The 20,544-nt window shown below is 69.5% G+C and carries 26 protein-coding genes; 8 read left to right on the top strand and 18 right to left on the bottom strand.

All coding sequences use genetic code 11. The features are described 5' to 3' along the window. Positions 1 to 41 precede the first annotated feature (41 nt). The gene (locus FKO37_RS13220) at positions 42 to 1,106 is read right to left on the bottom strand and encodes an FAD-dependent monooxygenase (RefSeq protein ID WP_238604510.1); all 1,065 of its coding nucleotides are present in this window, start codon (positions 1,104 to 1,106) and stop codon (positions 42 to 44) included. Between the two features lie 75 nt (positions 1,107 to 1,181). Here FKO37_RS13220 and FKO37_RS13215 point away from each other — a divergent pair, with 75 nt between their 5' ends. Further along, on the top strand, positions 1,182 to 1,781 hold the full coding sequence (locus FKO37_RS13215) for a TetR/AcrR family transcriptional regulator (RefSeq protein WP_238604509.1): 600 nt from the start codon (positions 1,182 to 1,184) through the stop codon (positions 1,779 to 1,781). Here FKO37_RS13215 and FKO37_RS13210 read toward each other — a convergent pair. Further along, positions 1,768 to 2,667: an MBL fold metallo-hydrolase gene (locus tag FKO37_RS13210; protein ID WP_134670096.1), complete on the bottom strand. Its 900-nt coding sequence runs from the start codon at positions 2,665 to 2,667 to the stop codon at positions 1,768 to 1,770. The two genes, FKO37_RS13215 and FKO37_RS13210, sit on opposite strands and share 14 nt — an antisense overlap. A gap of 117 nt (positions 2,668 to 2,784) precedes the next feature. On the opposite strand from FKO37_RS13210, the gene FKO37_RS13205 reads away from it, so the two are divergent. The 4 genes from FKO37_RS13205 (at position 2,785) to bcp (ending at position 5,103) form a co-directional block, all read left to right on the top strand. Next, on the top strand, positions 2,785 to 3,660 hold the full coding sequence (locus FKO37_RS13205; protein ID WP_238604508.1) for a LysR family transcriptional regulator: 876 nt from the start codon (positions 2,785 to 2,787) through the stop codon (positions 3,658 to 3,660). 31 nt (positions 3,661 to 3,691) lie between these two features. Continuing rightward, entirely contained in the window at positions 3,692 to 3,874 is a 183-nt protein-coding gene (locus FKO37_RS13200) for a hypothetical protein (RefSeq protein WP_037358542.1), read from the top strand. A gap of 197 nt (positions 3,875 to 4,071) precedes the next feature. Then, complete coding sequence (locus FKO37_RS13195; protein WP_037815248.1) at positions 4,072 to 4,611, top strand: hypothetical protein; 540 nt, start codon at positions 4,072 to 4,074, stop codon at positions 4,609 to 4,611. A gap of 15 nt (positions 4,612 to 4,626) precedes the next feature. After that, a complete protein-coding gene (gene bcp, locus FKO37_RS13190; RefSeq protein WP_037815250.1) occupies positions 4,627 to 5,103 on the top strand; it encodes a thioredoxin-dependent thiol peroxidase in 477 nt (158 codons plus the stop codon). A 50-nt stretch (positions 5,104 to 5,153) separates the two neighbouring features. On the opposite strand, the gene FKO37_RS13185 is transcribed toward bcp, so the two are convergent. The 10 genes from FKO37_RS13185 to FKO37_RS13140 all read right to left on the bottom strand — a co-directional run bounded on the left by FKO37_RS13185 (position 5,154) and on the right by FKO37_RS13140 (position 14,443). Further along, positions 5,154 to 5,732: a dihydrofolate reductase family protein gene (locus FKO37_RS13185; RefSeq protein WP_238604507.1), complete on the bottom strand. Its 579-nt coding sequence runs from the start codon at positions 5,730 to 5,732 to the stop codon at positions 5,154 to 5,156. A 66-nt stretch (positions 5,733 to 5,798) separates the two neighbouring features. Next, positions 5,799 to 6,614 carry an AraC family transcriptional regulator gene (locus tag FKO37_RS13180; protein ID WP_238608260.1) on the bottom strand — a complete coding sequence of 272 codons (816 nt, stop codon included), beginning with the start codon at positions 6,612 to 6,614 and terminating at the stop codon, positions 5,799 to 5,801. Positions 6,615 to 6,665: 51 nt separating this feature from the next. Next, positions 6,666 to 8,411 carry a cell wall metabolism sensor histidine kinase WalK gene (locus tag FKO37_RS13175; RefSeq protein WP_134670090.1) on the bottom strand — a complete coding sequence of 582 codons (1,746 nt, stop codon included), beginning with the start codon at positions 8,409 to 8,411 and terminating at the stop codon, positions 6,666 to 6,668. Beyond that, positions 8,401 to 9,090 carry a response regulator transcription factor gene (locus FKO37_RS13170; protein WP_238604506.1) on the bottom strand — a complete coding sequence of 230 codons (690 nt, stop codon included), beginning with the start codon at positions 9,088 to 9,090 and terminating at the stop codon, positions 8,401 to 8,403. Before FKO37_RS13170 ends, FKO37_RS13175 begins: the two co-directional genes overlap by 11 nt. A gap of 66 nt (positions 9,091 to 9,156) precedes the next feature. After that, the gene (gene rdgB / locus FKO37_RS13165; protein ID WP_037815256.1) at positions 9,157 to 9,765 is read right to left on the bottom strand and encodes an RdgB/HAM1 family non-canonical purine NTP pyrophosphatase; all 609 of its coding nucleotides are present in this window, start codon (positions 9,763 to 9,765) and stop codon (positions 9,157 to 9,159) included. Further along, positions 9,762 to 10,538: a ribonuclease PH gene (rph, locus tag FKO37_RS13160; protein WP_037815257.1), complete on the bottom strand. Its 777-nt coding sequence runs from the start codon at positions 10,536 to 10,538 to the stop codon at positions 9,762 to 9,764. Before rph ends, rdgB begins: the two co-directional genes overlap by 4 nt. 91 nt (positions 10,539 to 10,629) lie before the next feature. Further along, on the bottom strand, positions 10,630 to 11,397 hold the full coding sequence (locus FKO37_RS13155) for an MBL fold metallo-hydrolase (RefSeq protein WP_238604505.1): 768 nt from the start codon (positions 11,395 to 11,397) through the stop codon (positions 10,630 to 10,632). A gap of 36 nt (positions 11,398 to 11,433) precedes the next feature. Beyond that, complete coding sequence (murI, locus tag FKO37_RS13150; RefSeq protein WP_037815260.1) at positions 11,434 to 12,234, bottom strand: glutamate racemase; 801 nt, start codon at positions 12,232 to 12,234, stop codon at positions 11,434 to 11,436. Next, positions 12,231 to 12,917, bottom strand: coding sequence for a rhomboid family intramembrane serine protease (locus tag FKO37_RS13145; RefSeq protein ID WP_370318249.1), 687 nt, complete (start codon positions 12,915 to 12,917; stop codon positions 12,231 to 12,233). The genes murI and FKO37_RS13145 overlap by 4 nt, the downstream gene beginning before the upstream one ends. Positions 12,918 to 13,120: 203 nt before the next feature. Further along, on the bottom strand, positions 13,121 to 14,443 hold the full coding sequence (locus FKO37_RS13140) for an MFS transporter (RefSeq protein WP_238604504.1): 1,323 nt from the start codon (positions 14,441 to 14,443) through the stop codon (positions 13,121 to 13,123). A 22-nt stretch (positions 14,444 to 14,465) separates the two neighbouring features. Here FKO37_RS13140 and FKO37_RS13135 point away from each other — a divergent pair, with 22 nt between their 5' ends. After that, complete coding sequence (locus FKO37_RS13135; protein WP_037815265.1) at positions 14,466 to 15,110, top strand: TetR/AcrR family transcriptional regulator; 645 nt, start codon at positions 14,466 to 14,468, stop codon at positions 15,108 to 15,110. A gap of 36 nt (positions 15,111 to 15,146) precedes the next feature. Here FKO37_RS13135 and FKO37_RS13130 read toward each other — a convergent pair whose 3' ends face one another. From FKO37_RS13130 to FKO37_RS13120, 3 genes are all read right to left on the bottom strand, one after another. Next, complete coding sequence (locus tag FKO37_RS13130; RefSeq protein WP_037358507.1) at positions 15,147 to 16,097, bottom strand: PLP-dependent cysteine synthase family protein; 951 nt, start codon at positions 16,095 to 16,097, stop codon at positions 15,147 to 15,149. Between the two features lie 4 nt (positions 16,098 to 16,101). Next, positions 16,102 to 16,380 (bottom strand): MoaD/ThiS family protein, encoded by a 279-nt coding sequence (locus FKO37_RS13125; RefSeq protein ID WP_009082495.1) that lies wholly within the window; start codon positions 16,378 to 16,380, stop codon positions 16,102 to 16,104. Between the two features lie 68 nt (positions 16,381 to 16,448). Beyond that, a complete protein-coding gene (locus tag FKO37_RS13120; protein WP_037815268.1) occupies positions 16,449 to 16,856 on the bottom strand; it encodes a Mov34/MPN/PAD-1 family protein in 408 nt (135 codons plus the stop codon). A gap of 81 nt (positions 16,857 to 16,937) precedes the next feature. On the opposite strand from FKO37_RS13120, the gene FKO37_RS13115 reads away from it, so the two are divergent. Then, positions 16,938 to 17,309, top strand: coding sequence for a hypothetical protein (locus FKO37_RS13115; RefSeq protein WP_238604503.1), 372 nt, complete (start codon positions 16,938 to 16,940; stop codon positions 17,307 to 17,309). On the opposite strand, the gene FKO37_RS13110 is transcribed toward FKO37_RS13115, so the two are convergent. From FKO37_RS13110 to clpS, 3 genes are read right to left on the bottom strand one after another with little or no spacing between them, the layout of a single operon-like run. After that, entirely contained in the window at positions 17,293 to 18,345 is a 1,053-nt protein-coding gene (locus FKO37_RS13110) for a P1 family peptidase (RefSeq protein ID WP_238604502.1), read from the bottom strand. The genes FKO37_RS13115 and FKO37_RS13110 overlap by 17 nt on opposite strands. After that, positions 18,306 to 18,863 (bottom strand): DUF2017 domain-containing protein, encoded by a 558-nt coding sequence (locus tag FKO37_RS13105; protein WP_037815272.1) that lies wholly within the window; start codon positions 18,861 to 18,863, stop codon positions 18,306 to 18,308. Before FKO37_RS13105 ends, FKO37_RS13110 begins: the two co-directional genes overlap by 40 nt. Then, the gene (clpS, locus tag FKO37_RS13100; RefSeq protein ID WP_037718267.1) at positions 18,860 to 19,159 is read right to left on the bottom strand and encodes an ATP-dependent Clp protease adapter ClpS; all 300 of its coding nucleotides are present in this window, start codon (positions 19,157 to 19,159) and stop codon (positions 18,860 to 18,862) included. The genes FKO37_RS13105 and clpS overlap by 4 nt, the downstream gene beginning before the upstream one ends. Before the next feature lie 74 nt (positions 19,160 to 19,233). On the opposite strand from clpS, the gene FKO37_RS13095 reads away from it, so the two are divergent. Beyond that, entirely contained in the window at positions 19,234 to 20,538 is a 1,305-nt protein-coding gene (locus tag FKO37_RS13095; RefSeq protein WP_037815273.1) for a nicotinate phosphoribosyltransferase, read from the top strand. Positions 20,539 to 20,544: the final 6 nt, after the last annotated feature.

The raw sequence follows: 20,544 nt of genomic DNA, 5'->3' as shown, positions 1-20,544 counted from the left end.
CTACGTCGAATATTCGTGTCAAGGAATTCTTTTGGCCAGTCTCAGCCGGGCAGCAGCCGGGCGGCGAGGTTGCGGACCGCAAGCCCCCGTTTCGTGCGCGGGACCAGCACCGATGCCGCCGTCCCGACCCCGCGCTGCTTGGGCTTCACGCGCGCTCGATGGGTCGCCTCGTAGCGCGCGAACGCCTCGGCGGGGGTGCCGTCAGCGAGCGCCGCGGCGAGGGTGTGCGCCCCGACGATCGCGAGACTGGAACCGTCGCCGAGCAGCGAGACGCACGAGGCGGCATCGCCGACCAGCGCGACCCGGCCGCGGTGCCACGTCGGCGGGTCGACGACGGCGACCGCGTCGAAGAACACGTCGTCGGCGGCTTCGAAGCGGGCCACCAGCTCCGGGACTCGCCAGCCGAGCCCGCGATAAGCCGTGGACACGATTTCCTTGCCCTGCCCGGGATCCGGCGCGCGGAAGATGAACGCGACCCCGGAATTCCCCCGCACCGGATGGATCGCCACGAGCCTGCCCGGGCTGTTCAGCATGACCACGTCCTCCGGATAGTCCGACGCCTCGCCGAGCGACACCGTCCCGACGTACAGCCCCGCGTGCCGGACGAACTTCTCCTCAGCGCCGAACACCAGCCGCCGCACCGCCGAGTGCACACCGTCCGCGCCGATCACCAGGTCGAACCGGCGCGGAGCAGCGTGCTCGAAGGTGACGTCGACCCCGCCGTCGTCCTGCTGCAACGCGGTGATGGTGTCCCCGAAGAGAATCTCCGCGTCGGCGCGCGCCGATTCGTACAGCGCGGAGGCGAGGTCGGCTCGCGGGACCTCGATCTCCTTGCGCACCGCCATCCGCACCGTGGTCACCGAACGCCCGCGCGCGTTGAGCACCCGCAGCCGCTTCGCGTGCGTCGCGACCTCTCGCAACCGCGGCACGACACCCATCGCGTCGGCCACCTCCATCGCGCCCGCGCGGACGTCCACCGGGTTGCCGCTGCTGCGCTGACCAGCCGCCCGTTCCACCATCGTCGGCCGGAAACCGTTGCGCGCCAACCAAAAGGCGAGCGTTGAACCGGCAATCCCGGCACCGCACACGAGCACGTCACGAATCATGCACCCCAAGGTAACCGCACTCAGTGCATATTTGCAATGAGTGCTGTTTTGCACTCGGTGCCGTATGCTCGCGCCATGTCGCTCCGTGAACGCAAGCGCGCCCGCACCCGCCAGGCCCTGATCGACGCGGCCACGGATCTTTTCGAGCGCAACGGCTACGACGAGACGACCATCGCCGACATCGCCGCCGCCGCCGAGATCGGCACGCGCACGTTCTTCAGCTACTTCGCCAGCAAGGAAGAACTGCTGTTCCCCGACGCCGAGAGCCGGGTGCAGGCGTTGCTCGAGGCCCTCTCGAACCGCGCCCCGGACGACCGGCCGATCGACCTGCTGGTCCGCGTCCTCGCCGACGGCGGCGAGGTCAGCGACGACATCGTCGGCAAGCTGACCCCGTTGCGGATGCGGCTGTTCCAAACCGTGCCCGCTGTGCAGGGCCGGGCGCTGCAAATCCAGTTCAACGCCGAGCGGCGGATCGCCGGAATCCTCGCCGAAGCCTTCCCCGACGAGCTCGACGACCTCACCGCCCGCACGTTGACCGGAGCGTTCGCCGGTGCGGTGCGCGGAGCGTCGCAGGCGATGCTGGACCGCTCCGACGAACTGACCCCCGAACAGCGCGCCGAGGCGACCCGGCAGGCCATCGTGACGACCCTCGGGCCGCTGCTCAAGCGTGACTGACGTGCTCCGCGCACAGGCAAGCCACCGCGGTGTCGATCCACTCGCGGCCTTCCCATTCCGGATGCCGCTTGATCAGCTCCTCCCGCACTTCCGCGACCACGGTCGCCTCGGCCATCCCGGAATCGCGGCGGCGCCAGGTCTCGTCGCGCAGCAGTTCGAGGTAGACCCGTAGGTCGTCGAGCAGTTCCGGACCGCTGATGTCCCCGTGGCCGGGCACGACGATGTCCGGACGCTGCTGCGAAAGCTTCCGCATGACCTCGATCCAGCGGATCCCGGACACGTCGGTGTCGTGCGGCGGGAACCACGGGAAGATCGCGAACTGGCCGGTCTCGGCGAGGTCGCCGGTGAACAGGACGCCCGCGTCCGGGACCGTGACGACCTGGTCGCCCTTGCTGTGCGCGCGACCGGTGGCACGCAGCTGCACGACGCGGCCGCCGAGGTCGAGGTCGTGCGCCGAGTCGTAGACGACGTCCGGGGCCGGCAGTTCGACCCCCTCGAGCTGCCGCGCGACCGGCTCCCCCAGCCCGCTGAACATCCGCAGGTAGCCCGGGCCTTTCGCGGCGAGGTCGGTCGCCTGCGCGCGGTTGACCAGGTAGGTCGCGGCTCCGGCGAAGGTCTGCGCGCCGAACGCGTGCTCGGGGTGGAAATGCGTGGTGGTCAAGTAAATCCGGCGGCCGCGCGCGTACTCGGTCGCGAACTTCAGCACGGTTTCCGCGTTGCGCGGCCCCATGCCGGTCTCGACGACGAGCACGGAATGCGTCCCGCCGATGACGCCGACGTTCGGCACCAGCTGCACGCCCTGGTTCGGGACCACGACGAGGTCGCGGGCGAGTTCGCGCACCTGGGAGGTCTGCACGACGGGATCGGGATACGGGTAGTCGGCCATCGCCGGGGGCTCCTCGGAAAGCGCGGGATCAGGGACCGTTCCAGTCCAGCGCCGCGCCCGCGCGGTGTCCAAGACCGATCCGCTTTTTCCGATACCGCAAGGGTATTGTCGCTGGTTGTGGATCTCCGTTCGCTCCGGTACTTCGTCGCGGTCGCCGAGGAACGCCACTTCGGCCGGGCGGCGGCGCGGCTGCACATGACCCAGCCGCCGCTGAGCCGCGCGATCAAACAGCTCGAAACCGACCTCGGCGCGATCCTGCTGGAGCGTTCGCCGTCCGGGGTCGCGCTCACCGCCGCCGGGACCGCGCTCTACGACGAGGCCCGCACCCTGCTCGCGGGAGCCGACCAGGTCCGCGCGCGGGTCGCCGCCGCGGCCGGGCCGGGAACGCTCAGGCTCGGCACCCTCGCCGACAGCTCGGAACCGGTCGGGATCCGGCTCGCCGGCGAGTTCCGCGAACGGCATCCGGGCGTGCGGATCAGCGTCCGCGAGGCCGATCTCACCGACCCGACCACCGGCCTGCGCGCCGGGCTCGTGGACGTCGCGCTCACCCGGATTCCGTTCGACACCACCGGAATCCGCACGCGCGTGCTGCGTTCCGACCCGATGGGCGTCGTGCTGCGCGCGGACGATCCGCTGGCCGGACGCACCGAGGTGCGCCGGGAGGAGCTGGCCGACCGGGCGTGGTTCCGGTTTCCCGACGGCACCGACCCGCAGTGGCAGGCGTTCTGGAGCGGCGGCGGCACCGGCGGCCCGGTCGTGCGGACGGTGCACGAATGCCTGCAAGCCGTGCTGTGGAACGGAACCGTCGGGTTGGCCCCGCTCGTGCACTCGTTTCCCGAGGGCGTCACGACGGTCCCGCTGGCCGGCTGCCCGCCGAGCCGGCTCGTGGTCGCCTGGAGCGAGGACTCGACGCCGCCGCTGGTCCGCTCGTTCGTCGAACTCGCCGTGCGCATCGCCGGGCTCGACGGCCGCGAAACCCCCGCGAACCCGTAGGCTGGGCCCGGACATCGGGGAGGTGTGGGCGGTGCCGGAACGCAATCCGCTGCGGATCCTGCGCAAATGCGCGGACTGGTTCGAAAACCGCGGCGTGTACATCCCCGGCGAGGAAAGCCGCGCGGTCGACCCGGTGCGCGACTTCGGCTGGCTCATGGTCGCCTGGGGCGCGGGAGTCGCGGTGTTCATCCTGTTGTTCGCGTTCGCGGTCTGAATCCCGACCTCCGGCCGTTGACATCGGGGTGACGACTGTCACCCGGTGTGCTCTTTCGATCACGGATCGGCCACGGGTGTACACCAGGTCCGCGTCTTCCGCACCGTGGCGGCATTAGTGCCGCCAGAGTGGAGCGGGTCCGCCCGGCAACTACGCCGAACGGCACACCGCCCCACCCCGACTGGAGTACCCCCGCGATGGCGCCCCCGCGCACCCCGAAGCTGCTGTTGACCGCCTGCCTGCTGTTCTCCGTGGCAGCCTGCGGCGGCGTCAACGCTCGGGAAGGCTCCGCCGCGATGGGCGTCGGCAACCCGGCGGCGCAGCCCGCGGCCGCGCAAGCCTCCGGCGACCTGCAGTTCGGCGCCAACCACCGCTTCGCCAGCGGGATCACGGTCTCGCTGTCGGCCCCGCAGTCCTTCCAGCCGAGCCCGGCGGCGTATCCCCGCAGCGCCCGCGCGGCGGCGTTCTACATCCAGGTCACGAACAACGGCACCGACCCGTACCGCGTTTCCGCGCTCTCGGTCACCGCGACGGTCGCCGGGAAGCCGGCGAAGCAGGTCGTGGACGCCACGCAGGGGCTCGGCGGCGTTTCCGACGCGGGCAAGGACCTGATGCCGGGCCGGTCTACGCAGGTCACGCTGGCTTTCGCGGTGCCGGCGGAGAGTGCTCGGATGGCCGTGCAGGTGCGGCCGAGCACGGGCGAGCCCGCCGTCGTCACGTATTGCGGAGACGCCTGAATTACTCTCGTCCCCATGACCGACCAGCGACTTGCCGTGGGCGACGAAGCGCCCGGATTCACCCTGCCGGACAGCACCGGCAAGAACGTCTCGCTCAGCGACTTCCGCGGCCAGGCCGTGGTGGTGTACTTCTACCCGGCCGCGAGCACGCCGGGATGCACCAAGCAGGCTTGCGATTTCCGGGACAACCTCGCGGAGCTGAACGACGCGGGGTACCAGGTGCTGGGGATTTCGCCGGACAAGCCGGAGAAGCTGGCCAAATTCGCCGAGGCGGAGAAGCTGACGTTCCCGCTGCTGTCCGATGTGGACAAGGAAGTGCTCTCCGCGTGGGGAGCGTTCGGGGAGAAGAAGAATTACGGGAGGATCGTGCAGGGCGTGATCCGGTCCACGTTCATCGTGGACGCGGAGGGGAAGATCGCCAAGGCCGCCTACAACGTGCGGGCGACCGGGCACGTGGCGAAGTTGATCCGGGATCTGGGGATCTCCGCCTGATTGGGTTCCCGAAGCGCGGAGAGGCCGGGCTGGCCTCTCCGCGCGATCGGTCAGCGACGCACCGGATAGCGCAGGTGAAGCACCCGGTCGCCCTGGACCACGTCGGGGTTCTGCAGCAGGTGCTGTGCGTTGACTGAGCCGAAGTAGCGTTTGCCGGATCCGAAAACCACTGGCACCACGTCCATGCGCACCTCGTCAACCAGGCCCGCGGCTAACGCTTGGCCGCCGACGTCGCCTGCGGCGATCTCCACGATGCGGTCGCCTGCCAGCTCTTGCGCTTTGGCCACGGCTGCCTTGACGCCGTCGACGAAGTGGAACGGCGCTTCTGCGTCCCAGCCTTCGGGCGCTGGGCGGTGGGTCACGACGACCACGTGGTCGATTCCGCTCGGCGGTTTTCCGTCCCAGCCGTCGGTCAGGTCGAAGACATGGCGGCCCGCGACGGTCACCCCGATCTGGTCCCAGTACGCGCGGGTGTAGTCGTACGAGGCCTGCGACACCTTCAGCACGCCGCTCTCGTCCAGCGGGACGTCGCCGCTGGTCAGCCAGTCGAACAGCGGACCGGGCTGGTCGTTTTCGCCGGCGACGAAGCCGTCCGCCGACACCGAGCTGTACATGACGACCTTGCCCACGGGGGTTCTCCTCTGCTTCGGATGGCCCCAAATTAGCGGGTCGCGCGCGGTCGCTCTTGTAAGAAATCAATCGGCGGGCAGCGGCCAGCCGTCCAGGATGTGGCCGGGATGTTCGCGCAGGAACCGCCGCCGGACTTCGAGGTACCGGGTCGGCGTGAACCCGGTGAACTCCCGGAACTCGTGGCTGAAGTGGGCCTGGTCGAAGTAGCCCGCGTGACCGGCCAGGTCGCCCCAGTCGACCGGCCCTGCCGGATCGATCGCGAACACGGCGGCGGTGAAGCGGTGCGTGCGGGCCAGCCGTTTCGGGGTGACGCCGACGAGTGCCTTGAACCGCTGTGCCAGGTGGGTGCTGCTGACCCCGGCTGCCTCGCTCAGGCCGCCGATCGCCACCGCGCCGCGAGTGGCCGCGATGATGCTGCTCATCTGGCGGACCAGGCCGAACCCCGTGGTTTCGGTCAGCCGTCGCATCAGCTCGGCTTCGAGGAGCGCCAGCATTTCGTGCGGGCCGGTCGCCATGGCGAGGCGGTCTCGCAGTTCGGCGATGGCGGGTCGGCCCCAGACCTGTTCAATCGTCACCGGCCGGTCGCACAGTTCGGCGGCGGGCATCGGCAGGAAGGGAGCCAGCCCCCACGGTTTGAAGTGCACGCCGACGGAGCGGGTCCCGGGCGGATAGCCGAATTCGTAGGCGCGGGTGGGCATGGTGATCACGCAGCCGTCGGCGTACTCGGCTGTCTCGAGACCGGTGCGGATCCGGAACGGTGCCCCGAGGTTGACGATGAGCAGCGCCGACGGTGCCGGCGGCAGCGTCAGCCGGGCGTACGGTGGCGTGCCCGCCAGGTAGTAGAGGTCGTCGATCAGCCCGTCCAGCGGCGGTCGCGGCACCTGGGACACGTACTCCACGCAGCCAGCATCGCCGAGAGCCGCCAGCCAGCGCTACTCCCGAGGGAATCGGAGGGTGAAGGTGGTGCCGCGCCCGGGCGTGCTCGCGGCGGTGACTTCGCCGCCGTGGGCTTCGGCTAATTTCCGGACGATCGCCAGGCCTAGCCCGCTGCCGCCGGACGCTCGGCTTCTGGAGGGATCCGCGCGCCAGAAACGATCGAAAACCCGGGGCAGATCTTCGGCGGCGATACCGGTTCCGGTATCGGTTACTTCGAAAATCGCGTCGTTTTCGGCTTGCCTCGCGGTGACAGTCACCGAGCCGCCGGGCGGAGTGTGGCGGATGGCGTTCGAGACCAGGTTGTCCAGGGCTTGGCGCAAGCGCACTGGATCCGCGGTGATGGCCGGGTTTTCCATGGGCGGGACGGAAAGACGGACGTCGGCGGATTCGGCGCGCGGGGCGTGCGCGGCGGCCAAGTGGGTCAGCAGGGTGTTGGCGTCGATGGGTTCGGGGTGGACGCGCAGCGCACCGGCGTCGGCCAAAGCCAGGTCTTGCAGGTCGTCCACGATGTGTTGCAAGTGGACCGCTTCTTCCAGCAGGGAGGCGACCAGGTCGTCGTCGAGCTGGCTGATGCCGTCTTGCGCCGCTTCCAGCCAGCCTCGGATCGTGGACAGCGGAGTGCGCAGTTCGTGCGCGACGTCGCTGACCATCGCCTTGCGGGCGTTCTCCAGCTCTTCCCTCGCCCGCGCCATCTCGTTGAACGCGGTGGCCAGGCGGGCGATCTCGTCCTTGCCTTTGACGCGGACCCGGGCGCCCGTCTCGCCTGCTTTGAGGCGTTGGGCCGCGCCGGTCAACGCGCGGAGGGGGCGGATCAGGCGGATCGACGCCAGTGCGGTGACGATGACCGTCAGCAGCAGGATCGCGGCGGTGACGGCGATCAGCTTCGTGCGGTTTTCCGAGGAGAGGGTGAAACCGGTCGGGGGCTGGTCGGTGCCCTTTTCGGTGATGTAGAGCCAGGCCGCGGGGGCGACGTAGGGAGTCAGCTGCTCTTTGCGGGCCGAGGTTACGCAGTTGGTGATGGTCTGGTCGGTGGCTTGGACGACGGGGCCGTCGAAGGTCCACAAGAGACCCAGTTTGGCTACCGGGATCGTGCTGTCGTTCCGGCCGAGGCAGGCGTCGATCAGGCCGGACAGCTTGTCCAGGGCGGCTCTCTCGGTCTCGGTGGGGCGTTCCAGGAGAGCGGTGCCGCATTGGGCGGTGCCCGCGGGCGCGATCACCCGGGGGTGGCCGCTCGGGGAGATTTCCAGGCTGCCCAGGCCGGTTCTGCGCTGAGTGCAGGACAGGACCTTGTCGGCGATTTCCTGCAGTTCTTCGCGTTCGTCGGCGGGGAGCCGGTAGGGGCCGACCGCGTCGGGGTCGATGCGGTCGGGGGTGGATTTGATGCCCAGCCGGGTGTCGACCGCCAAGGGATCGATGACCGCGGACGGCTGCGGCGGGAGTTTGCCCGGGTTTTGTTCGGAACTGGCGATCAGCTTGCCCTGCGGGGTGGTCAGGACGATCTTGCGGCCGGTTTTCTCCGCGTAGTCGTTGATGGTCTTGGCCGCGCCGGACCACGTGGGATGGGTGGCCGCGTACGAGAGGAGGGCCTGGTAGATCGTGCCGTCGTCGGCGAAGAGCTGGCCCTGTTCCCGTTCGATGGCACCGGAAGTGGTCCGGGAGGCCAGCCAGGCGGTGGCGGCGATGGCGCACACCGCGATGGCGGCGGTTACCGCGAAGAGGCGGAAGAGGAGGCTACGGGGCATCGGACTTCGCGGTCAGTTTGTAGCCCACGCCGTAAACCGTCAGGAGTTTCGCGGGTTTTCTCGGATTGGCTTCGATTTTCTTCCGGAGGTTCATGACGTGCACGTCAATGGCGCGCTGCGTGATGTAGCGGTCGAAGCCGTGCAGATGTTCCAGGAGTTGCGCCCTGGTGAAAACCTGGTCCGGCCGAGCGGCCATGATCTCCAGGATCCGGAATTCCCCCGGCGTCGTTTCGATCGGGTTTCCGCTTACCGCGACCTCGTGCCTTTCCTTGTCGACGGTCAGCGTGCCGACTTTGAGCGGACCGTCTTTCACCGAGTTCGTTCTGCGGAGCAGCGTCCGGACCCGCGCCATGAGTTCGCGCGGGCTGTAGGGCTTGGTGACGTAATCGTCCGCGCCCAGGTCGAGGCCCTGGAGCAGGTCGTCCTCGGTCGAACGGGCCGTGAGCATGAGGATCGGCAGGTCGGAGGAGGCCCGGATGGTCCGGCAGACGGTCAGCCCGTTCATGCCGGGGAGCATGACGTCCAGGATCAGGAGATCGGGTTCCGCCGCGCGGATTTCCGCCAGTGCGGCCTCGCCGGTGGGCGCGACGATCACGGTGTGCTGTTCGTGTTCGAGGTAGCGGCGGACCAGTTCCGCTTGTTTCGGATCGTCTTCGGCAAGGACGATATGGGCGCACATGCTTGCCGAGACTAGCCCGAGTCCCATCCCGGAGCCACCAGCGCGGCTCCGGGACGGACCCGGCGGTTATGCGTCGGCCAGTTTCCGCAAGGCCGGCAGAAGTGCGCGCAACGCTTTCCCGCGGTGCGAAACGGCGTCTTTTTCCGCCGGGGCCAGTTCCGCGCTGGTTTTCGTTTCGTTTTCCGGCACGAAGATCGGGTCGTAGCCGAAACCGTTGGTTCCGCGCTTTTCCCTCGTCAGCGTGCCGCGCCAGTCGCCGCGGACGACGGTGGTCTCGCCGGACGGAAGGGCCAGTACGGCGGCGCAGACGAAGGCCGCGCCCCGGCGCTCGTCCGGGGTGTCGGTCAGCTGCGCCAGCACCAGGTTCAGGTTCGCTTCGTCGTCGCCGTGCTTGCCGGACCAGCGGGCCGACAGGACGCCCGGCATGCCGTTCAACGCGTCGACAGTCAGGCCCGAGTCGTCCGCGATGGCGGGCAATCCGGTGGCGACCACGGCGTCGCGTGCTTTGGCCGCGGCGTTGCCCTCGAAGTCGGGAGCCGTTTCCGGGGCTTCCGGGAACTCCTCGACGTCGTTCAGGCCGAGCACCTCGATGCCCTGGATGCCTTCCGCCTCCAGGATCCGGCGCAGCTCGCCCAGTTTCTTCGCGTTCCGGGTGGCCAGCAGCAGCTTGGTCACTTCTGGCCCTTCTTCTTGTCCGGCCGCGGTTCCGGCAGCTCGCCCGGGTACGGCAGCGCCAGCGCTTCGTTCTGCAGCCGGGTCAGTTCCGCGCAGCCGCCCAGCGCCAGGTCGAGCATGGTGTCCAAAGTGGACCGCGCGAAGGTGGCTCCCTCGCCGGTGCCCTGGACCTCTATGAGGGTTCCGGCGTCGGTGGCGACCACGTTCATGTCGACCTCGGCGCGCGAATCCTCCTCGTACGGCAGGTCGAGGCGCACCCGGCCGTCCACGACGCCGACGCTGACCGCCGCCACCGAGGACGACAGCGGCTGCGGGTCATTGAGCCGGTTCGCCGCGCCCAGCCAGGTGATCGCGTCCGCCAGGGCCACGTACCCGCCGGTGACCGCGGCGGTGCGGGTGCCGCCGTCCGCCTGGATCACGTCGCAGTCGATGACGATCGTGTTCTCGCCGAGCGCGGCCAGGTCGATGCACGCGCGCAAGGAGCGGCCGATCAGCCGGGAGATCTCGTGCGTCCGCCCGCCGATCCGGCCCTTGACCGCTTCGCGGTCGCTGCGGGTGTTGGTCGCGGACGGGAGCATCGCGTACTCCGCGGTCACCCAGCCGAGACCGGACCCGGCCCGCCAGCGCGGCACGCCCTCGGTCACGCTCGCCGCGCACAGCACCCTGGTGTTGCCGAACTCGACGAGCACCGACCCGGCAGGCCACTTCTGGAACCCGCGGGTGAGCTTCACTTCGCGGAGCTGGTCGTCGTTCCTGCCATCTTTTCTCACCACGCAGCAGACGATACTGCGTGGCAACGCCACTCCGTTGAGGGTGGTGGAGGGGAGGAAGGCGGAGCTAGGACGTACCTCTGACACTTTCCGATCAGAGGTCGTAGATCGCGCCCTGCGTCACCAGCTCGGCGTCCGGGAACACCGCTCTGGCCTCGGCCAGAACCGCGTTCCGGTCCGTCCACGGCGCGACGTGGGTCAGCAGCAGACGGCCGACACCGGCGTCCTTGGCCAGTTCACCTGCCTCTTTCCCGGAGAGGTGCACGCCTTTCGGACGGTCGGCGGCATCGGTCCAGGACGCCTCCGAAAGCAGGACATCGACACCGTCTGCCAGTTCGCCGAGGCCACGGCACAGTCCGGTGTCGCCGGTGTACGCGAGAATGGTGCCGCCGTACGCGATGCGTAGGCCGAATGCAGGCGTCGGGTGATACACGGCGACAGCGGTCACGTCGAAGGGACCGATCTCGATCCGCTCTTCGCGCAGCTCGTGGAACTCGTACACGTCCGACAGATCCACGGCGGCTCGCTCAGCCGCGTCGGCTGCGTACGCGTGCGCGAGGCGCGAAGGCGCGTCTGCTGGTGCGTACAGCGGCAACCGTCGCGGCCGCGCGGGGTACGGCGGCGCGGGGTGGTAGCGGCGAAGCACGGTGAGGGAGTTGACGTCGGAGCAATGGTCGGCGTGCAGGTGCGAAAGGACGAGCGCGTCCAGGTCGAACGGGTCCAGCACGGTCTGCAACTGGGCGAACGCGCCCGAGCCCAGCTCGAGACCGAGCCGGTAGCCCTCCGCCTCCAGGAGGTACCCGGACGCGGCGGCGTTCGGCCCGGGGATGCTGCCGGAACACCCGAGGATCGTCAGTCGCACCCCGTCACCCTAACTCCGCTCAGCAGCGCCGCAGCGTCACGCGCTGACCGGGTCCAGCGCACCCGGCGCGAAGCCCATGAACCGCTGCGCCAACCGGGCGAACGGCTCCGGCGAACCGGTGGCGAGGAACTCGTGTTTCGGCGGCTCGTCGCGTTCGGCGAGCAGGTCGAGTTCGGTCAGCACGCGGTAGAGGTCCTTGGCGGTTTCGTCGGCACTCGAGACGAGCGTGACGTCCTGCCCCATCACGATCTGCAGCACGCCGGACAGCAGCGGATAGTGCGTGCAGCCGAGGATGAGCGTGTCGACTTCGGCTTCGAGCAACGGCTGCAGATAACCCTGTGCCAGACCGAGGATCTGTCGGCCGGTAGTGATGCCGCGCTCCACGAAGTCCACGAAGCGCGGGCAGGCGACGCTAGTGAGGCGTACGTCGGGCGCGGCCGCGAAGGCGTCGTCGTACGCCCTCGAACGCACAGTGCCCTCGGTGCCGATCAGACCGACGCGTCCGCTGTGCGTCGCGACGGCGGCTCGACGCGCGGCCGGAAGGACCACTTCGATGACAGGTACGTCGTAGCGTTCGCGCGCGTCGCGAAGGCAAGCTGCAGACGCTGTGTTGCACGCGATCACCAACGCCTTCACGCCGCTCTCGACCATGTCGTCGAGAGCAGCCAACGCGTACTCGCGAGCGGTGGCGATGGGCAACGGGCCGTACGGGTTGCGCGCGGTGTCGCCGACGTAGCGCAGCTGTTCGGCAGGCAGCAGTTCGAGAATCGAGCGTGCGACGGTGAGCCCGCCGACGCCGGAATCGAAAACACCGATGGGCGCGCCTGGAGAACTCACATCCCGAGGTTACCCGGGGTCGTCGGCTCGCTCCTCGGGGATTTGACGCGTTCCCCGCGTGAGGTCAGCCACGCGGCGAGGATGCCGGCCAGCGCGCCGAAGAGGTGACCCTGCCAGGAGATGCCGGGGTTGCCGGGCAGCAGGCCCCAGAGCATCCCGCTCCAGATGCCGAGCAGCACGACGGCGACCGCGATCTGCGCGAGCGACCGGTGGAACAGGCCGCGCACCAGCAGGTACGCGAGCCAGCCGAAGGCGAGCCCGGACGCGCCCACGGTGTAGGCGCCCGACGGTCCGACCAGCCACACGCCGAGCCCGGAAACCAGCCAGATGATCGCGGTGACCACGGCGAACCGGCCGATGCCCGCCGCCATCGCGAGGAACGAGAAGACCAGCACCGGCACCGTGTTGGAGAACAGGTGCGACCAGCCCGCGTGCAGCAGCGGCGCCCAGAGGATGCCGTCGAGACTGGACGCCTCCCGCGACAGGATCCCGCCGTGCGTGAACTCGCCGGGGAGGATCACGTCGAGCAGTTCCACGAGGTACAGCACCGCCACGAACCCCAGCGCGACGAACGCCGCGGCCTTGGGATGGGGCGGCAGGATGCGCTTCGCGGCGTCGACCGGCTTGCCGCTGCCAGCAGCGGGCGGCGGCGACGTCGGCGGAAGGGGAGGCAGTGTGCTCACGACCTCAGGCTACGTCGGGGACGAGCGGACGGCCTCGGGAGAAATCCCTGAACTTGGGCTCCGGGTGACGCGGCCGTGAAGGACTCCCTGAGGGAATCTAAGTCCGTGAGGGGCCCCTTCACGGACTTGCCGCTTCCGGAACGTCCGTGAAGGGCCCCTTGAAGGAATCTGATTCCCTCAAGGAGTCCTTCACGGACCGCCAGTCAGACCATTGCGGGCTTCCGCAGCAAGTTTCCGTAGGCCGCGGCAAACAAGGCGGAAAACAGCGCGGCCACCGCCGCCACCGCGAAGCTCCATCCCGGACCGCCCGCCGACAACACCACCGCGCCCACCGCTCCGGCGAGGCTGCTGCCCACCACCCGCACCAGCGCGTTGATCCCGCCCGCCGCGGCCGTCTTCGCGGGCTCGACGTGCTCGACGGCCATCGTCCCCAGCGCGGCGTAACCGAGCCCGATGCCCAGCCCCAGCACCGCTGCGACGGCATAGAGACCCAGCCCGTCGCCAGGCAGCAACGTCAGCCACAGAGCAGCCACCAGCACCACCGCCGAACCGCCTGCGACCAGGGCGGGCGCGCTGAACCGGCGCATCAACGCACCGGCCAGCACGGAAACCACGAGCATCAAGATCGTCGTCGGCAAGAGATAAAGCCCCACCTGCAACACCGACGCCCCGAGCGCCCCCTGCGCGTACGCGGAAAGCGTCATGATCGTGGCGAACAAGGCGAAGCCGAGCAGGAACGACGACACCGTCGCGCCGACCGTTTTTCGGTGCAGCAGCATGGGAATCTCAATCAACGGCGTCTTCGTGCGCCGCGCCGTCGCCACCCACACCGCCGCCAGCACCACGGCCGCGACCAGGAGCCCGACGGTCGCCCAGCCCCATTCGGAACCCTTGCTGATCGCCAGCAGCAGGCAGATCAGCCATCCCGACACCAGCACCGCGCCCAGCAGGTCCGGCGAACCGCTCCGGACCTCGGCCGTCCGGTCCTCCCGGACCGCCGCGACCAGCGCGAACGCCACCACGCCGAGTGCCGCCAGCACCCAGAACACCAGCCGGTGATCGCCGCCGGCGAGCCCGGCGAGGATCATCCCGCCGCCGCTGCCCGCGCCGATCGTCGCGCTCAGCACGCCGATCGCGGTCGGCAGCGATCGCGGCGGCAGCACGTTCCTGACCTGGCCGATCGCCAGCGGCAGCAACGGCGCGGCCGTCCCTTGCAGGATCCGGCCGACGACCAGCAGCGGCAACGATTCCGCGACCGCCCCCAGCACCGATCCCCCGACCAGCAACGCGAGCACGACCAGCGACATCGTGCGCCTGCCGTAGAGGTCGCCCAGCTGCGCGACCAGCGGAATCGCGACCGCGCCCGCCAGCAGCCCGGCGGTCAGCGCCCACGACACCGAACTCAGCGGCACCCCCAGCTTGAGCTGCAGCTGCGGCAGCAACGGCACCACCACAGTCATCTGCAAAGTCCCGACCGCCACCGCGAACGCCAGCGCGGCGACCGTCCCCCAGTAGTTTTTGTACATGTATAAAAAGTAGCATGGCGGCATGCCAGCGCGCACCGGCCGACCGCCGAAGATCTCCAAGGCCGACATCGTGGCCGCCGCACACCGGGTCATCGACTCCGAAGGCGTCGACGCGCTGACCATGCGCCGCCTCGCCCGGGAGGTCGGCAGCACGGCGATGGCGCTCTATCACCACGTGCGCGACAAAGAGGGGCTGCTTCTTCTGCTGCTCGACGACTACGCGCACCGGGAAATGCCTCGGCCGGAGAACCTCCCCGAGGAACCGTGCGACCGGATCGTGGCGGTCGCGACGGCGATGCGGGACGGGCTGGCGAACTGCCCGTGGATCGTGGAAGTGCTGCGCTCCGACGACCTGCTGTCGGTCGGCGGGCTGTGGTATCCGGAGAAAATCGTTGCGGCGGCGGGAAAAGCCGGGCTGCCGATCGAGGCGGCGGTGGAGGTCTACCGAGCGGTGTGGCACTACACGCTCGGCGAGATCAGCTCACGCGCGGCCGCCGCGCGACGGCGCGATCAGGGCGGCGACACCTACCGCCAGCGAGTCTTCGCGGAACTGGACGCGACGGAATTCCCGGCGCTCGCCCAGATCGGGCCGCGCTGGGAAACCCTTACCGCACAAGACAATTACGAACGAGGCGTGCGCGCGCTCGTCAAGGGATTGCTGCCGTGAGGGGAACCCGCCCGGGCTCCCCTCACGAGCGCCAGGTCAGGCCCAGAGCTGACCGTCAAGCCGTTCTGCCGCTTCGTCCAGCGACCCGGAATACGCGCCGGTCGACAGGTACTTCCAGCCGGCGTCCGCGACCACGAAAGCCACGTCCGCCTTCTCGCCGCGGGCCGCGGCCTTCTCCGCGACCCCGAGCGCGGCGTGCAGCACCGCTCCGGTGGAGATCCCGGCGAAAATGCCCTCGTGCTCCAGCAGCTCCCGCGTCCGCCGGAGAGCGTCGTACGCCCCCACCGAATAGCGTCCGTTGAGCACACTTTCGTCGTACAGCTCCGGCACGAACCCCTCGTCGAGGTTGCGCAGGCCGTACACCAGCTCTCCGTACCGGGGCTCGGCCGCGATGACCTGGACGTCCGGCTTGTGCTCGTGCAGGTACCGGCCGACCCCGACCAGCGTCCCGGTCGTCCCGAGGCCGCCGACGAAATGCGTCAGCGTCGGCAGGTCCTTCAGCAGTTCCGGCCCGGTCCCGCGATAGTGCGCGTCCGCGTTGGCCGGGTTGCCGTACTGGTAGAGCATCACCCAGTCCGGGTTCTGCTTCGCCAGCTCCTTGGCCCGCCGCACGGCCTCGTTCGAGCCGCCCGCGGCGGGCGAGAACACGATCCGCGCGCCGTACGCCTGCAGCAGCTGCTTGCGTTCGGCCGAGGTGTTCTCCGGCATCACGCACACCAGGCCGTAGCCCTTGAGCTTCGCGGCCATGGCCAGCGAAATCCCGGTGTTGCCCGAGGTCGGCTCGAGGATCGTGGACCCGCGCCGCAGGATGCCGTCCCGCTCCGCCGCCTCGATCATGGCCAGCGCGGGCCGGTCCTTGATCGAGCCGGTCGGGTTGCGGTCCTCGAGCTTCGCCCACAGCCGCACCTCGTCGGTGGGCGACAGGCGGGGCAGGCCGACGAGCGGCGTGCCGCCGAGCGCGTCGAGGAGGGACTCGTAGCGGGTCATCGGCTCAGCGCGCGCCGCCCGCGACGGCGGGCAGGATGGTCAGGGTGTCGCCGTCCTTGACCTCGGCGTCGAGCCCGCCGGAGAAGCGCACGTCCTCGTCGTTGACGTAGACGTTGATGAAGCGGTGCAGCTTCTCCTCCTTGACCAGGCGCGCCTTCAGCCCGGCGTGCCGCGACTCGACGTCGTCGATGATCTCGAGGACAGTCTTGCCCGACGCCTCGACGGACTTCTCGCCGCCGGTGTGGGTGCGCAGGATGGTCGGGATGGACACGGTCACGGCCATGGTTTTCTACCTCCGGGTGGGTTCCTACACGCTGACGTATCGGACGCCGCGCTTTATTCCGCGAGAGTTCAGTCGACGATCTCGACCGGCTCCTCGGTGATCTCGGCGTCCACGATCCGGTACGAGCGGAACTCGTGCGAATCGGGCTCTCTTGTCGAGACGAGCACGTAGTGCGCGTCGGGTTCGGCGGCGATGTTCGCGTCGGTGCGCGACGGATAGGCCTCGGTCGCGGTGTGCGAGTGGTAGATGACCACCGGGACCTCGTCGTTCGCGTCCATCTCGCGGTACAGCTTGAGCAGGTCGCCCGAGTCGAACTCGTAGAACGTCGGCGAGCGGGCCGCGTTCAGCATCGGGATGAACCGCTCAGGGCGGTCCGAGCCGGCAGGACCGGCCACCACCCCGCACGCTTCGTCGGGGTGGTCACGGCGGGCGTGGGCGACGATCTCGTCGACGAGTTCACGGCGGATCCGGAGCACACGGACATCTTAGTTCGTGGACCGAACGAGTCCACACTGTGAGAGCTACCGCTCATCCGCAGGTCAGGGCACAATAACGGGATGCCGGTGTCGTCGAAGATCCGCGAACGCTGCCGTGGCCTGCTGGCCGAAGGGGACGTCGTCCAGTACGTGTTCCCCGCCACATCGCTGATGGTTTCGATGATGGCCGCGCACCGGAACTTCGTCGTCGTGGTCACCGACCGGCACGTGACCGTGCTCGCCTGCAGCACTTTCCGCCGGTGGAAGCCGGTTTCGGTGTGGGCGCACTTGCCGCGCTCGACCGAACTGGGCCCGGTGGACCTGCATCCCTCGCTCGGGCCGACGGTGTCGTTCGGCGGCTTGGTGCTGGAGATCGACGACGAGTACGTGGCCACCGTGCGCGCCGCCGACCTCGAGCGGAGCGAGGACGCGCTCCCTAAGGACCCGTTCTGACCGTCAGCGCCTCCGGCCACACATCCCGATAAGCCGGGATACCGGCCGCGGAAGTCGCCGCCAGCAGTCCGTGCACCATCGCCCGCGCGAACACCCGCGCCGCCGCCGAGCAGAGGGCGTCCAGCGCGCCCGCTCGCGCCGCCAACGCGAACGACCCGGGCTCCCCCGGCAACTGCTGCGCGCCCGTCGCCAGCGCGAACACAGTGTCGCCGTCGAACATCGAGTGCGCCGGACGCACCGCGCGCGCCAATCCGTCCTGCGCGGCGACCGTCAACCGGCGTGCCTCTGCCTTCGTCAACGCCGCATCGCAAGCCACCACACCGATCGTGGTGTTCAGATCGGTCCGCTGCCCCGGCACCTCGCCGGGCCGATCCGGCCAGCGGACGCCGAACTCGCCGTCCACCTCGTGATCAGCGGCAAAAGCCCGCCCCGTCGCGAAATCCACGGCCTGGCCCGCCGCGTTCACCGCGGCGATCGCGCCGACCGTCACGTCGCCGACGACCTCGCTCGCCGTCCCGATGCCGCCCTTGAGCGAACCGACAACGGCACCGGAGCCCGCGCCGACAGTGCCCATCGCGAAGGTCTCCCCGGCGGCTTCGCAAGCGGCGTAACCGAAATCGGCGTCCGGCCGATTGCCCCACGCGCTGCGCGGCAGGTCGAACAGCACCGCCGCGGGCACGATCGGCACCACCTCATACGGCTGCGCGCCAACGGGAAACCCGTAGTTCCGCTCGGACAGCCACCGCATCACGCCGTCCGCCGCAGCGAGCCCGTAAGCACTTCCGCCGGAAAGACAGACCGCATTCACCTGCTGTACCAGGTTTTCCGGCTCCAGCAGGTTGGTTTCGCGGGTGCCGGGCGCGCCGCCGCGCTGGTCGACCGCGCCGGTCGCCCCGTCCGGCACGAGCACGACAGTGGTTCCGCTCGCCCAGCCGTCGCCGAGCCGTTGGTGATGGCCTACGAGAACGCCGGGAACGTCGGTGATTTTCCCGCCGGTCAGGCGGTCAGCGCTTGGATCAGCGTCTCCTGCACCCATGTCAGCCAATGGTAGACGCCGAGATGGGGTGCGCGGGGGTCGTCTTCCGGCAGCTCGTCCGGCATGTCCTCGGTGACGTCGAGCGCCGTGCCCAGCGCCAGCCGGACGTCGTTCAGCGCGCCGAGCCAGGCGTCGGCCTGCTCGAAGCTCAGCTTCACCGAACCGCCGTCGCGCGGGAGCGTGTCCAGCACGATCTTCGCGACGCCGACCTTCTTCTCCAGCAGCTCCGGTTCGTGCAGCGACCGCATCGCCGCCGCCGAATCGAGGTCCTCGCGGCTCGGGTTGTCCGGGTCGAGCCGGTGGAAGTCCGGCAGCAGCCGCGACAGCACCGGGTCGTCCGGCGATTCGGCGGGCCCGGTGCGGATCCCGGTCAGCTCGGCCAGTTCGTCCTGCGGGGCCTCCTCGGCTCGCGCGGTGAGCATGTCCTCGAGCTGCCCGACCAGCCCGCGCAGCACCGCGGCCTCCTGCTGTTCGAACCCGGCGAGGATGGCGTCTCCCTTGCGCCGCCAGGCCTTCACGAGGGCTGTTCCATGGTCGCCCACAGGCCCGCCGCGTGCAGCTTCGCCACGTCGGTCTCCACCTTCTCCTTCGAACCGGACGACACGATCGCCCTGCCCTTGTTGTGCACGTCGAGCATCAGCTTCGTGGCGTGGTCCCGGCTGTAGCCGAACAGCTTCTGGAAGACGTACGTCACGTACGACATCAGGTTGACCGGATCGTTCCAGACGATCGTCCGCCAGGGCTGGTCGGATTCGGCCAGCTCGGCCCCGAGTGGATCGACCTGCGTCTGTTCGGATGCGACAGGCGTGGACATGCACACCATGGTGTCACGGGGCCATCCCGGTACGCCGCGCCAGGTCCGTCCATGTGAGTGAATAGGCTGCTCCCATGGGTTCCCCCGAGCCGGTCACCAGCGCCAGCACGGCGCTGCTCACCGACCATTACGAGCTGACCATGCTGGCGAGCGCGCTCGCGGACGGGACGGCCGACCGGCCGTGCGTGTTCGAGGTCTTCGCGCGAAGGCTTCCCGACGGCCGCCGCTACGGCGTCGTCGCGGGCACCGCGCGCGTGCTCGACGCGATCGCCGACTTCCGCTTCACCGACGCCGAACTGGCCATGCTGGAGCAGACCGCGGTCGTCGACCCGGAAACGCTGGCGTGGCTGGCCGACTACGAGTTCCGCGGCGACATCGACGGCTACCGCGAAGGCGACCTGTACTTCCCCGGTTCGCCGATCCTCACCGTGACCGGCAGTTTCGCCGAAGCGGTGGTGCTGGAGACGGTGGTGCTGTCGATCCTCAACCACGACAGCGCGATCGCTTCGGCGGCGGCGCGGATGTCCGGCGCGGCGCACGGCAGGCCGATCATCGAGATGGGCGGACGGCGGACGCACGAGTACGCCGCGGTCGCCGCCGCGCGCGCCTCCTACCTGGCCGGATTCGCCACCACGTCGAACCTCGAGGCGGGCCGCCGCTACGGGATCCCGACCCGCGGCACCGTCGCGCACGCCTTCATGCTGCTGCACGACAGCGAGGAAGCCGCGTTCCGCGCCCAGGTCAGCAAAATGGGTCCGGACACCACGCTTCTGGTGGACACCTACGACATCACCGCGGGCATCGAGGCGGCCGTGCGCGTCGCCGGCCCGGAGCTGGGCGCGATCCGGATCGACTCCGGCGACGTCGGCCCGCTCGCCCGCAAGGCCCGCGACCAGCTCGACTCGCTCGGCGCGAAGGACACCCGGATCGTGGTGTCCGGCGACCTCGACGAACACGCGATCGCGGCGCTGCGCGCGGAGCCGGTGGACGCGTACGGCGTCGGCACCTCGGTGGTCACCGGATCCGGCGCGCCGACCGCCGGGATGGTGTACAAGCTGGTCGAGGTCGACGGCCGCCCGGTCGCGAAACGCAGTGCGCACAAGGAATCCCGCGGCGGGCGCAAGCACGCGCTGCGCCGCCACCGCAGCACCGGGACCGCGGTCGAGGAAGTGGTCTGGACCGCCGCGAGCGGCCGCCCTGAACCCGGCGAGAACGATCTCGACCTGCAGATTCCTCTGGTGCGAGATGGCGCGCCGGTGGAGGATCTGCCCACACTGGACGACGCGCGGGCCCGGTTGCGGCGCGCGCAGGTGAGCCTGCCGTGGGAGGGCCTCAAGCTCTCGCACGGCGAGCCCGCGATACCGACGACTTTTCTGTAGGGAGCC

The sequence above is a fragment of the Amycolatopsis sp. Poz14 genome, assembly GCF_006704225.1.
In the GTDB taxonomy this organism is placed as follows: domain Bacteria; phylum Actinomycetota; class Actinomycetes; order Mycobacteriales; family Pseudonocardiaceae; genus Amycolatopsis; species Amycolatopsis nivea.
Note: the sequence above shows the minus strand (reverse complement) of the source record. Positions and strands in the feature narration are given on the sequence as shown.

Bases quoted from the DNA above. Each gene is read 5' to 3' on its own strand.
- FKO37_RS13130 (WP_037358507.1), bottom strand. From the start codon at position 16,097: ATGACCCGCTACGAGTCCCTCCTCGACGCGCTCGGCGGCACGCCGCTC.
- FKO37_RS13170 (WP_238604506.1), bottom strand. From the start codon at position 9,090: ATGTGCGCCCATATCGTCCTTGCCGAAGACGATCCGAAACAAGCGGAA.
- FKO37_RS13195 (WP_037815248.1), top strand. From the start codon at position 4,072: ATGGCGCCCCCGCGCACCCCGAAGCTGCTGTTGACCGCCTGCCTGCTG.
- FKO37_RS13095 (WP_037815273.1), top strand. From the start codon at position 19,234: ATGGGTTCCCCCGAGCCGGTCACCAGCGCCAGCACGGCGCTGCTCACC.
- FKO37_RS13140 (WP_238604504.1), bottom strand. From the start codon at position 14,443: ATGTACAAAAACTACTGGGGGACGGTCGCCGCGCTGGCGTTCGCGGTG.
- FKO37_RS13135 (WP_037815265.1), top strand. From the start codon at position 14,466: ATGCCAGCGCGCACCGGCCGACCGCCGAAGATCTCCAAGGCCGACATC.
- FKO37_RS13125 (WP_009082495.1), bottom strand. From the start codon at position 16,380: ATGGCCGTGACCGTGTCCATCCCGACCATCCTGCGCACCCACACCGGC.
- FKO37_RS13175 (WP_134670090.1), bottom strand. From the start codon at position 8,411: ATGCCCCGTAGCCTCCTCTTCCGCCTCTTCGCGGTAACCGCCGCCATC.
- FKO37_RS13115 (WP_238604503.1), top strand. From the start codon at position 16,938: ATGCCGGTGTCGTCGAAGATCCGCGAACGCTGCCGTGGCCTGCTGGCC.
- FKO37_RS13110 (WP_238604502.1), bottom strand. From the start codon at position 18,345: ATGGGTGCAGGAGACGCTGATCCAAGCGCTGACCGCCTGACCGGCGGG.
- FKO37_RS13210 (WP_134670096.1), bottom strand. From the start codon at position 2,667: ATGGCCGACTACCCGTATCCCGATCCCGTCGTGCAGACCTCCCAGGTG.
- clpS (WP_037718267.1), bottom strand. From the start codon at position 19,159: ATGTCCACGCCTGTCGCATCCGAACAGACGCAGGTCGATCCACTCGGG.
- FKO37_RS13220 (WP_238604510.1), bottom strand. From the start codon at position 1,106: ATGATTCGTGACGTGCTCGTGTGCGGTGCCGGGATTGCCGGTTCAACG.
- FKO37_RS13215 (WP_238604509.1), top strand. From the start codon at position 1,182: ATGTCGCTCCGTGAACGCAAGCGCGCCCGCACCCGCCAGGCCCTGATC.
- bcp (WP_037815250.1), top strand. From the start codon at position 4,627: ATGACCGACCAGCGACTTGCCGTGGGCGACGAAGCGCCCGGATTCACC.